Source organism: Actinomycetospora sp. NBRC 106375, from assembly GCF_030269665.1.
In the GTDB taxonomy this organism is placed as follows: Bacteria; Actinomycetota; Actinomycetes; order Mycobacteriales; family Pseudonocardiaceae; genus Actinomycetospora.
In genome coordinates this window covers 90,184-101,616 of the sequence record NZ_BSTS01000021.1, presented here as the reverse complement: position 1 = coordinate 101,616, position 11,433 = coordinate 90,184, and the positions used below count along the sequence as shown (strand labels likewise).

The window sequence follows — 11,433 nt, the reverse complement described above, 5'->3', positions numbered from 1 at the left end:
GTCCGGGGCCAGCAGGAACCGCTGATCCCGATCCACCGGCCGATACCTCTTCGCCACCCCAAGATCCTCCCCCGATCCCGAGATCGACAGGCGAAGGCGCGCGATTTGGCAACAGGCTCCATCTGAGGCCGATCGTCACCCAGTTCGCGATCATGACCGCGACCCCGGTCGGCGGGACCCCAAAGATCCCGGAGCCCCGCCACCAGCCCGAAGCCCTCAGCGCATCGCCCGGTTCACCGCCGACACGACGGCCTTCAGCGACGCCGTGAGGATCGAGCCGTCGATCCCGACGCCCCAGACCTCCGCGTCGCCCACCGCGGCCTCGACGTAGGCGGCCGCGCGGGCGTCGTCGCCTGCCGACATCGCGTGCTCCGCGTAGTCCAGGACCCGCACGTCGTAGCCGACCGAGGCCAGGGCGTCGACGAAGGCGGCGATCGGACCGTTGCCGACGCCGGTGACCTCGTGCAGGTCGCCCTCGACCCGCAGCGTCGCCTCGAGCTCGGCCTTGCCGTCGTCGTGCGTGGCCACCCGCGAGCGCACGAGCTCCAGCGGGACGCGCCGCTGCAGGTACTCCTCGGTGAAGATGTCGTACATCTCCTTGGCCGAGACCTCGCCGCCCTCGGTGTCCGTCTGCTCCTGCACGCGACGGGAGAACTCGATCTGCAGGCGGCGGGGCATGTCGAGCTGGTGCTCGACCTTCATCAGGTACGCGACGCCGCCCTTGCCCGACTGCGAGTTCACGCGGATGACGGCCTCGTAGGTGCGGCCGACGTCCTTCGGGTCGATGGGCAGGTACGGGACCTCCCACGGGTGGTCGTCGACTGCGTGCCCGGCTGCCGAGGCCTCGGACGCCATCGCCTGCAGGCCCTTGTTGATCGCGTCCTGGTGCGAGCCCGAAAAGGCGGTGAACACCAGGTCGCCGCCCCAGGGGTGGCGCTCGCCGACGGGCAGCTGGTTACAGAACTCGACGGTGCGGCGCACCTCGTCGATGTCCGAGAAGTCGATCTGCGGGTCGATGCCCTGCGAGAAGAGGTTCATGCCCAGCGTCACCAGGCAGACGTTGCCGGTGCGCTCGCCGTTGCCGAACAGGCAGCCCTCGATGCGGTCGGCGCCGGCCTGGACGCCGAGCTCGGCGGCGGCGACGCCGGTGCCGCGGTCGTTGTGGGGGTGCAGCGACAGGATGATCGCGTCCCGGCGGGCCAGGTTGCGGTGCATCCACTCGATGGAGTCCGCGTAGACGTTCGGGGTCGCCATCTCCACGGTGGCCGGCAGGTTGACGATCATCGGACGCTCGGGGGTGGGCTCCCACACGTCGCCGACCGCGTCGACGATCTCCTTGGCGTAGGAGAGCTCGGTGCCCGTGTAGGACTCCGGCGAGTACTGGAAGCGCCAGTCGGTGTCCGGGCGCTTCTCGGCCTCGGCGCGCACGAGCCGCGTGCCGTCCGTCGCGATCTGCGTGATCCCGGCCCGGTCGGAGCGGAAGACGACCCGGCGCTGCAGGATCGACGTCGAGTTGTAGAGGTGGACGACGGCGGAGTGCACGCCCTCCAGCGACTCGAAGGTCCGCGTGATCAGCTCGGGGCGCGCCTGCGTCAGCACCTGGATGCGCACGTCGGCGGGGATCGCGTCCTGCTCGATGATCTCGCGGACGAAGTCGAAGTCGGTCTGGCTCGCCGCCGGGAAGCCGACCTCGATCTCCTTGTAGCCCATGCGTACGAGCAGGTCGAACATCCGGCGCTTGCGGGCCGGGGACATCGGGTCGATCAGCGCCTGGTTGCCGTCCCGCAGGTCGACGGCACCCCAGAGCGGCGCCTTGGTGATCACGCGGTCGGGCCACGTCCGGTCCGGCAGCGAGATCTTCTCGACGACGTCGGCGAACGGCTTGTAGCGATGGACCGGCATGCGACTCGGCCGCTGGGTGTTCCAGTCCGGCTGGTCGGCGGGGATCTCGCCGTCGGGCTGGACGACGGTCGAGCGGATGTCGGCGATCGGCTGATCGGTGATCGACGAGCCGGGGGTGGTGCTCATGGGTGTCGCGCTCCTGGGGTCCTGCAGCTCTGCAAGGGATGGCGACCGGCAGCGCGCATCACCCGCGGCAGGGGGCCGGTCTGTTCAGACCCCGCCGCGGCGGCGAAGGAGCAGCCCGAGGACTGCGAGCGCGTGGCACATCACCGGCCACGGTAGACCCGCGCCCCGCCGGGTCGGTACCCCGGGAGCGCGTCCGGGCGCGCGATGACGTGCTGATCATGCCGTTGAGCAGCCCGGACGGACCGCTCGTGACCCAGGTCGCACACCTGGCTACCGACGAGTCAAGTCGCGTGTCATGATGACCCGCATGGCGCAGGATGCGAGCACGGAGACCTCCGAACAGCGGCGTTCGCACACCCAGGACGACCTCCGCGCGCTCACCCGGAAGGTCCTGACGGTCGCCGCCTCCGTCATCCGGATCCTCACCGTGATCTTCGCGGCGATCCTGGTGATCCACGTGATCCTCGCGGTCGCCGGCGCGAACCCCGCGAACGGGATCACGATCTTCTTCAGCGACCTCGCGAACAACCTCACGCTCGGGATCGGCGACCTGTTCCTGCCGGCCAGCGAGTCCCTGCGGATCATCCTCAACTTCGGCCTCGCGGCCCTCGTGTGGATCGCGATCGGGATCGTCGTCTCGAAGCTGCTGAACGCCCTCGCGCCGTAGGACGCGCGCCACGCCGTGACGCGGCACGCCTCGGATAGGGTCGGAGAGATACGCCGACCAGTTCGTGGAGGTCCGTCGCGGTGGCACTCGTCGTCCAGAAGTACGGCGGCTCGTCCGTCCAGGACGCGGAGCGGATCCGCCGGGTGGCGGAGCGGATCCTGCGCACCGGCAAGGACGGCAACGACGTCGTCGTCGTCGCCTCCGCGATGGGCGACACGACCGACGAGCTGACCGACCTCGCGACGCAGGTCCACCCCAGCCCGCCGCCGCGGGAGCTCGACATGCTCCTGACCTCCGGCGAGCGCATCTCCAACGCGCTGCTGGCCATGGCGATCAACGCCCAGGGCGGGCGGGCCCGGTCGTTCACCGGCTCGCAGGCCGGGATGATCACGACCGGCAAGCACGGCGACGCGCGGATCGTCGACGTCACCCCCGGCCGGATCCACGCCGCCCTCGCCGAGGACCACATCGCGCTCGTCGCGGGGTTCCAGGGCGTCAGCGCGGACTCCAAGGAGATCACGACGCTGGGGCGCGGCGGCTCGGACACGACCGCGGTGGCGATGGCCGCCGCGATGAAGGCCGACGTCTGCGAGATCTACACCGACGTCGACGGCGTCTACTCGGCCGACCCGCGCATCGTCCCCGACGCGAAGCTGCTCGAGACCATCACCTACGAGGAGATGCTCGAGATGGCCGCGTGCGGGGCCAAGGTGCTGCACCTGCGCGCCGTGGAGTACGCGCGCCGCGAGAACGTGCCCCTGCGGGTGCGCTCGTCCTACAACGACAAGCCCGGCACGACCATCGTCGGGTCCATCGAGGAGCTCAGCGTGGAACAGGCGGTCCTCACCGGCGTCGCGCACGACCGGTCCGAGGCGAAGATCACCGTGGTCGGCGTGCCCGACCAGCCCGGGTTCGCGGCGCGCATCTTCCGCGCCGTGGCCGATGTCGAGATCAACATCGACATGGTGCTGCAGAACGTCTCGCACCTGAAGACGGGCAAGACCGACGTGACCTTCACGCTGCCGGTCAAGGACGGCCCGAAGGCCGTCGAGGCGCTCGCGGCCGTGCAGGGCGAGGTCGGCCACGAGGACGTCGTCTACGACGAGCACGTCGGCAAGGTGACGCTGGTCGGCGCGGGCATGCGCAGCCACCCGGGCGTCACGGCGACGTTCTGCGAGTCGCTGGCCGAGGCCGGCGTGAACATCGAGATGATGAACACCTCGGAGATCCGCATCTCCGCGCTGATGCGCGACACCCAGCTCGACGACGCCGTCCGGGCGCTCCACGACGCCTTCGACCTCGGGGGCGACGAGGAGGCCGTGGTGCACGCAGGAACGGGGCGCTGACCGTGACCACCCTCGCCATCGTCGGGGCGACCGGCGCGGTCGGCTCCGTCATGATCGACATCATCGATGCGCGCGAGAGCGTGCCCTGGAGCGAGATCCGGCTCATCGCCTCGCCCCGCTCGGCCGGCCGCCGGCTCACGGTGCGCGGGCAGGAGATCGAGGTCGTCGCGCTCTCCCCGGAGGCGTTCGACGGCGTCGACATCGCCATGTTCGACGTCCCCGACGCCGTCAGCGCCGAATGGGCGCCGGTCGCGGTGTCGCGTGGCGCGATCGCGGTCGACAACTCCGGGGCCTTCCGCATGGACCCCGACGTGCCGCTCGTGGTGCCCGAGGTCAACGCCGACGCCGCCCACACGCGCCCCAAGGGCATCGTCTCGAACCCGAACTGCACGACGCTCTCGATGATGGCGGCGCTCGGCGCCCTGCACCGGGCGTTCGGGCTGCGCGAGCTGGTCGTCGCGAGCTACCAGGCGGCGTCCGGCGCCGGCCAGGAAGGCATCGATCGGCTGCAGGCGGAGATGGCGGCCGTCGCGGGCAAGGGCATCGGTCACCGCGCCGGCGACGTCCGCGAGGCGCTCTCGGCGGCCGGGCTCGACGGCGACTCGCCGTTCCCCGCCCCGCTGGCGCTCAACGTCGTCCCCTGGGCGGGCTCGGGGAAGGACGGCGGGTGGACCTCCGAGGAGCTCAAGGTCCGCAACGAGTCCCGCAAGATCCTCGACCTGCCCGAGCTCAAGGTCTCGGCCACCTGCGTGCGCGTCCCCGTCATCACGACGCACGCGCTGGCGGTGCACGCGACCTTCGCGCACCCCGTCGACGTCGCGACGGCGCACCAGGTGTTCGCCGCGCAGTCCTCGATCGTGCTGGTCGACGAGCCGGAGTCGCAGCGCTTCCCGACCCCCGCCGACGTCGTCGGGGAGGACCCGACCTACGTCGGGCGCGTGCGGCAGGCCCTCGACTTCCCCGACACGCTCGACTTCTTCGTGTGCGGCGACAACCTCCGCAAGGGCGCGGCGCTGAACACCTACGAGATCGCCGAGGAGCTCGTTCGGGCCTGACCTGCGGCGGACTCGCCGCGAGCCCGTTTTCTTGACCCATTCCAATCTCGGTGGCACCGTCGGGTCATGACTCCACGGACCGGCGACCAGGACGACCCGGTGGTCGCTCCTGACGTCGGGACGCCCTGGCTCACGCACCACCACGTGGCCGACCCACGGGCGCGGCTGCGTGCCGCCGGCCTGCGGGTGACGGCGCCGCGGCAGGCGGTGCTCGGCGTGCTCAGCGAGCACCCGCACTCGACCGCCGATTCCGTGGCCGCCGCGGTCCGGGTGCGGCTGGGGTCGGTGTCCACCCAGGCCGTCTACGACGTCCTCGCCGCCTGCGTGGACGCCGGCCTGGTGCGCCGCATCGAGCCCGCGGGCTCGGCGGCGCGGTACGAGACGAGGACGGGGGACAACCACCACCACGTGGTCTGTCGGTCGTGCGGCGCCACGGCCGACGTCGACTGCGTGGTCGGGGAGGCGCCCTGCCTGCACCCGTCCTCCGCCGAGGGCTTCGTCATCGACGAGGCCGAGGTCGTGTTCTGGGGAACCTGCCCGGCCTGTCGCGCCGCCGGAGCGGGTAACCCATCGCACCCGCGGGACGAGCGCGCTCCCGTCGGTGTGATGCACGACAGCGTCCACCACCACGAGGAGAGGTATTCGTGACCTCCAACCACCAGTACGCCACCGACGACGCCGGCGTCCCGGCCCCGAGCCACGAGTTCTCCGCGACGGTCGGGACCGACGGTCCGCTGGTGCTGCAGGACCACTACCTGATCGAGCAGATGGCGAACTTCAACCGGGAGCGCATCCCGGAGCGCCAGCCGCACGCCAAGGGCGCGGGGGCGTTCGCGAAGTTCGAGGTCACGCAGGACGTCACCGCCTACACCAAGGCCGCGGTGTTCCAGCCGGGCGAGGCCACCGAGGGCCTCATCCGCTTCTCCACCGTCGCCGGCGAGCGCGGCAGCCCCGACACCTGGCGCGACCCGCGCGGCTTCTCGCTGAAGCTGTGGACCCGCGAGGGCAACTGGGACATGGTCGGCAACAACACGCCGGTCTTCTTCATCCGCGACCCCATGAAGTTCCAGAACTTCATCCGCTCGCAGAAGCGCCTGGCCCGCAACGGTCTGCGCGACCACGACATGCAGTGGGACTTCTGGACGCTCTCGCCCGAGTCGAAGCACCAGGTCACGTGGCTCATGGGTGACCGTGGTCTGCCCGAGACCTGGCGCCACATGAACGGCTACGGCAGCCACACCTACATGTGGATCAATGCCGCGGGCGAGGAGTTCTGGGTGAAGTACCACTTCATCTCGGACCAGGGCATCAAGTGCCTGACCCAGGACGAGGGCGACCGGCTCGCGGGTGCGGACGCCGACTACCACCGCCGTGACCTCTACGAGGCCATCGAGCGGGGCGAGTTCCCGAGCTGGACCCTGAAGGTGCAGATCATGCCCTTCGAGGACGCGAAGACCTACCGGTTCAACCCGTTCGACCTGACCAAGGTGTGGCCGCACAGCGACTACCCCCTCCACGAGGTCGGGAAGCTGACGCTGAACCGCAACCCCGAGGACTTCCACACCGAGATCGAGCAGGCCGCGTTCGAGCCGAACAACCAGCCCCCGGGGCTGGGTCTGTCTCCGGACAAGATGCTGCTGGCCCGCGGGTTCTCCTACGCGGACGCGCACCGCGCCCGCCTCGGGGTCAACTACAAGCAGATCCCGGTGAACTCGCCGCGGGGCACGGACGCGCACCCGTACACGGTCGCGGGCGCCATGCGCGTCGTGAACTCGCCGGACCCGGTCTACGCCCCCAACACCAAGGGCGGCCCGCAGACGACCGAGACGATCCAGCCGCCGACGTGGTACTCCGACGGCCAGATCCAGCGCGCGGCGTACGTGCCGCACGCCGAGGACACCGACGAGGTCCAGGCCCGCACGATGATGCTCGAGGTCTGGGACGACGCGGCGCGTGACCGCTTCGTCGAGAACGTCTCCGGCCACCTCGCCGACGGCGTCGGCGACGACGTCCTGGCCCGCGCGTTCGACTACTGGAAGTCGATCGACGAGGGCATGGGACAGCGCGTCGAGGACCGCGTCCGTGAGCTCACGGGCAAGGAGCAGAAGGCCCTCTCGCAGAGCTGAGGCTCACCTATCGCGGCCCGTCTCACACGCTGAGGCGGGCCGCGAGGTGGTTCCGGGGCCGATTTCGGGGCATCCTCAAACTGGAACCATTCCAGACAACGGTTGCGAAGGAGCTGACCACCACCATGGCCACCGCACCGATCACCAGCCCGCTGCCCGACGACGCGAAGCAGATCGTCGGGACGGTCCTGCAGGACTCGCTCGCCGACTACGTCGACCTGTCCCTGACCGCCAAGCAGTGGCACTGGAACGTCGTCGGCACCAACTTCCGCGAGGCGCACCTGCACCTCGACGAGCTGGTCGACCTCGCCCGGACCTACTCCGACGAGGTCGCCGAGCGCGCGGCCGCCCTCGGCGTCTCGCCCGACGGGCGCGCCGAGACGGTCGCGAAGAGCAGCGGCCTGCCCACCACCGACGAGGGGTGGCGCAAGGTCGAGGACGTCAACGCCGCGGTCGTCGAGACCCTCGCGGCGCTCGTCGCCCGCCTGCGCGAGCGCATCGCGGTCACCGACGAGCCCGACCCGGTGACCCAGGACCTGCTCATCGGCCAGACGGCCAAGATCGAGGAGGCGCACTGGATGTGGCAGGCCAAGACCGCCTGAGCCGCGTCCGAACGGGCTGACGCCGGCGGCCGGATGCCGCCGTCCCTGCAGAACGAACGGCGCTCTCGTTGCTTGCGAAGCAGCGGGAGCGCCGTTCGTTCGTTCCCGGGCCCTCAGGCGGGGACGGGCAGCCCGAGCGCCCGGCGGGCGAAGGCGATCTCCGCGACGGTGTGCTTCAGCGTCTCGGCGACGACGAGCGAGCCGTGGCCGGCGTCGTAGCGGACCATCGCGTAGGGCACGTCGCGCGCGGCCAGGGCGTCGAGGTAGTTGTCGATCTGGCGGATCGGGCAGCGCGGGTCGTTCTCGCCGGCCAGCACGAGCACCGGGGCGCGCACGGCGTCGACCCAGGTCAGCGGCGAGGCCTCGGTGTAGCGGTCGGGCACCTCGGAGGGCGACCCGCCGAACAGCGACCGGTCGAAGGCCCGCAGCGGCTCCATCTCGTCCTCGTAGGCCGCGAGGTAGTCGGCGACGGGGACGCCCGCGCACCCCACGGCCCAGCGCTCCGGCTGACGGCCCAGGCCGAGCAGCGTCAGGTACCCGCCCCACGACCAGCCCTCGAGCACGCACGCCGCCGGGTCGGCGAGGCCGGTGGACACGGCCCAGTCGTGCACCGCGGCGACGTCCTCCAGCTCCGTGGTGCCCGGGCGCCCCTCGATGGCGTCCCGCCACGCCGAGCCGTAGCCCGACGAGCCGCGGTAGTTCACGTGCACGACCGCGAAGCCCGCGTCCAGCCAGACGGCGCGCACCGCCGAGTAGCGGTCCTCGTCCGCGGCCTGGGGCCCGCCGTGAATCATGAACACGGTCGGGACCGGGCCCTCCGTGCCCTCGGGGCGCGCCCACAGGGCGTGCACCGCGCCGGCCGGGCCCTCGACCCACGCGTCGTCCAGCGCCACCGACGGCGCCGGGCGCTCACCGGGCGGGGCGAGGAGCTCGGTGTCGGTGCCGTCGGGGTGCAGCGCCCGCACCGACGACGGGTACTGCGCCGACGACCAGCCGTACTCGACGGTGCCGTCCGGGCGGACGTCCGCGCCGCCCACCGATCCCGAGGCCGTCGGCAGGGTGGTCAGCGCGCCGGTCGCGAGGTCGTAGCGGTGCAGGGTCGTCCGCCCGGCCCGCGTGTGGGCGACGAGCAGCGCCGAGGCGTCCGGGTAGAAGCCGGCCGACAGGTCGCCGGGCAGGTCGATGTCCAGCTCGGTCTCGGTGTCGGTGGCGAGGTCCCAGATCAGCAGCTCGTCGCGCCCGCGACGCTCGTGGCCCACGAGCAGGCGCTGGTCACCCTCGACGGGCGCGAACTCGATCGGGTCGAGACCCTGCCCCTCGCCGTCGTGCCGCTCGCCGACCGCGGCGCCGTCGGCGAGGCGCAGCACCCGCACGGCGGGGTGGCGGGAGTCGCCGTGCTCGGCGTGCGAGATCGCGAGCAGGGTCTCGTCGCGGGACAGCGCGCCGACGCCCGCGTCCTCGGTGTGGGTGTAGACGACCCGCGCCTCGCCCCCGTCGTCGCTGACCGCGAGCGTCGACCCGTCGTCGGTCGACCAGCCGACGGCGACCGTGCGCCGGCCCAGCTCGAGCCCGGCCGGATAGCCCGGCGCGGCGCCCGCGACGGCCTGCGCCGCGTCCCCGCCCTCGAAGGGCTCGCGGACCCAGACCCCGAACTCGTCGCCGTCGTGGTCGTCGAACCACCAGATGGCGGCGCCGTCGGTGCTCATCGCCCCGGCCCGCGTGCCCTGGGGCCGGTCGGTGACGCGGCGGTGGACGTCGATGGCCCGGTCCCAGGAGTAGATCTCCCAGGTACCGGTGGCGTTCGAGGAGTAGACGCTGCGCTCCGGGGCGTCCCGCGCCCAGTCCGGCACCGACACGCGCGCCGCGGTGAAGCGACCCCGCCAGCGGGACTCGACGGCGGGATCGCCGAACAGGGCGTCGGGGATGTCCGGGACCGGGTCCGGGCGGCGCGGCGTCGTCGAGGTCATCACCGGATCCTGCCGGAGCCGGTGCGCCGGGGCGGTCGGTGGAGGGGTCCGTGGACCAGGATGCGGGGTGGGGGGAGGACGCGTGACCGAGATGGATCCCGAGGAGACGCCGCCGAACATGGCGCGCGTGTTCGACCACTACCTGGGCGGCACCGAGAACACCGTCGTCGACCGCGAGTTCGCCGCCGAGGTCGACCACGTGCTGCCCGGCATGGGCGCGCTGTGCCGTGGCCACCGCCGGTTCTCCGCGGCCGTGGTCGACGCCTGGAGCGCCGAGGGCGTCGACCAGTTCCTCGAGCTCGGCTCCGGCCTCCCGAGCGTCGACCACGTGCACACCCGGGCGCGCCGCGTGCACCCCGGCGCGCGGGCCGTCTACGTCGACTGGGACGCGGTCACGGTCGCCCACGCGGGGCGGCTCCTCGACGACGAGCCGGGCGTGGGGGTGGTGCACGCGAACGTCCGGGACGCGGCATCCGTCCTGGCCGCGGCGGGGGACGTCCTCGACCTGACGCGCCCGGTCGGCGTGCTCGCCGTCGGCGTGCTCCACTACCTCGCCGACGAGGACGCGGCGGCGGCGATGCACGTCTACGCCGAGGCGCTCGCGCCGGGCGGCCGGCTCGCGATCTCGCACCTCACCGGCGCCGCCCGGCCCGACATCGAGACCTGGGCGACGATCAACCACGGCGGCTGGAGCTACGCGCCGCGCCTGCGGGACCCCGCCGACATGCTGGGCTGGCTCGCCGGACTGGACGTCCCCGAACCCGGCTGGGTCTCCGCCCCCGACTGGCGCCCGGACGGCGCGGTCCCCGGGGCGCACACGGCGGCCAGCGGGCTGTGGGGTGTGGTCGCGCGGCGGGCGCCCGCCCGGGGATGATCGGTCGGTGATCGGCACCCACCGCCACGACGCCGCTGTCCACGAGATCCGCATCGACCGCACCGAACGCCGCAACGCCCTCGACACCGCGCACTGCCGCGACCTGCACGCGGCGGTCGACGCGGCGGTCGCCGACGGCGCCCGTGTGCTGGTGCTCGCCGGCGAGGGCACGGCGTTCTGCTCCGGCGCGGACCTCGACACCGTCGGCGACCCGGACTTCCTGGCCGCGCTCTACGGCATGCTGCACCGCCTGGTCGCGATCCCGGTACCCGTCGTGGCCGCCGTGCACGGTCCCGCGATCGGCGCGGGCACCCAGCTGGCGCTCGCCGCCGACCTGCGCGTCGTCGACACCCCCGGCGTCTTCGGGCTGCCGACCGCCGCCCTCGGCCTCGCCGTCGACCCCTGGACGGTGCGCCGGCTGGCCCTCGTGGCCGGCGGCGGAGCGGCGCGGCGGATGCTGCTGGGCTGCGAGCGCCTCGACCACGACGCCGCGAGCGCCGCGGGGCTGGTCGACCGCGTCGGGGACCGCGACGCCGCCCTGGCCTGGGCGAGCGAGATCGCCGCGCTCGCGCCCCTGACGCTGGCCTACAACAAGCTGGCGGTCACCCGGCTGCTCGAGGACGCGCCGGTGCCTGGCGAGGTCGCCGCGGCGTTCGACGCCTGCTGGGCGAGCGAGGACCTGGTCGAGGGCCGGCGGGCGCGGGAGGAGAAGCGGGCGCCGGTGTTTCGGGGACGCTAACGCCGCGCGCCCCGTCGCGATGCTCCTCG

10 protein-coding genes are annotated in these 11,433 nt (G+C 72.5%); 8 read left to right on the top strand and 2 right to left on the bottom strand.

Annotation, left to right across the window (positions count from 1 at the left end):
• Positions 1-216: 216 nt before the first annotated feature.
• Positions 217-2,028, bottom strand: coding sequence for a 2-isopropylmalate synthase (leuA, locus tag QSK03_RS27485; RefSeq protein WP_285658711.1), 1,812 nt, complete (start codon positions 2,026-2,028; stop codon positions 217-219).
• Positions 2,029-2,335: 307 nt separating this feature from the next.
• Here leuA and QSK03_RS27480 point away from each other — a divergent pair, with 307 nt between their 5' ends.
• The 6 genes from QSK03_RS27480 (at position 2,336) to QSK03_RS27455 (ending at position 7,824) form a co-directional block, all read left to right on the top strand.
• On the top strand, positions 2,336-2,695 hold the full coding sequence (locus QSK03_RS27480) for a hypothetical protein (protein ID WP_285658708.1): 360 nt from the start codon (positions 2,336-2,338) through the stop codon (positions 2,693-2,695).
• A gap of 80 nt (positions 2,696-2,775) precedes the next feature.
• Complete coding sequence (locus QSK03_RS27475; protein WP_285658707.1) at positions 2,776-4,041, top strand: aspartate kinase; 1,266 nt, start codon at positions 2,776-2,778, stop codon at positions 4,039-4,041.
• 2 nt (positions 4,042-4,043) lie between these two features.
• Positions 4,044-5,096: an aspartate-semialdehyde dehydrogenase gene (locus tag QSK03_RS27470; protein WP_285658705.1), complete on the top strand. Its 1,053-nt coding sequence runs from the start codon at positions 4,044-4,046 to the stop codon at positions 5,094-5,096.
• A 144-nt stretch (positions 5,097-5,240) separates the two neighbouring features.
• Complete coding sequence (locus QSK03_RS27465; protein WP_285658726.1) at positions 5,241-5,744, top strand: Fur family transcriptional regulator; 504 nt, start codon at positions 5,241-5,243, stop codon at positions 5,742-5,744.
• A complete protein-coding gene (locus tag QSK03_RS27460) occupies positions 5,741-7,222 on the top strand; it encodes a catalase (protein ID WP_285658702.1) in 1,482 nt (493 codons plus the stop codon). The genes QSK03_RS27465 and QSK03_RS27460 overlap by 4 nt, the downstream gene beginning before the upstream one ends.
• Before the next feature lie 125 nt (positions 7,223-7,347).
• Positions 7,348-7,824 (top strand): Dps family protein, encoded by a 477-nt coding sequence (locus QSK03_RS27455; protein WP_285658700.1) that lies wholly within the window; start codon positions 7,348-7,350, stop codon positions 7,822-7,824.
• A 113-nt stretch (positions 7,825-7,937) separates the two neighbouring features.
• Here the strand turns inward: QSK03_RS27455 and QSK03_RS27450 are convergent, their stop codons facing one another.
• Entirely contained in the window at positions 7,938-9,791 is a 1,854-nt protein-coding gene (locus tag QSK03_RS27450; RefSeq protein WP_285658698.1) for a S9 family peptidase, read from the bottom strand.
• Between the two features lie 91 nt (positions 9,792-9,882).
• On the opposite strand from QSK03_RS27450, the gene QSK03_RS27445 reads away from it, so the two are divergent.
• Complete coding sequence (locus QSK03_RS27445; RefSeq protein ID WP_285658724.1) at positions 9,883-10,665, top strand: SAM-dependent methyltransferase; 783 nt, start codon at positions 9,883-9,885, stop codon at positions 10,663-10,665.
• 7 nt (positions 10,666-10,672) lie between these two features.
• Positions 10,673-11,404: an enoyl-CoA hydratase gene (locus QSK03_RS27440; RefSeq protein WP_285658696.1), complete on the top strand. Its 732-nt coding sequence runs from the start codon at positions 10,673-10,675 to the stop codon at positions 11,402-11,404.
• The last annotated feature ends 29 nt before the right edge of the window (positions 11,405-11,433 follow it).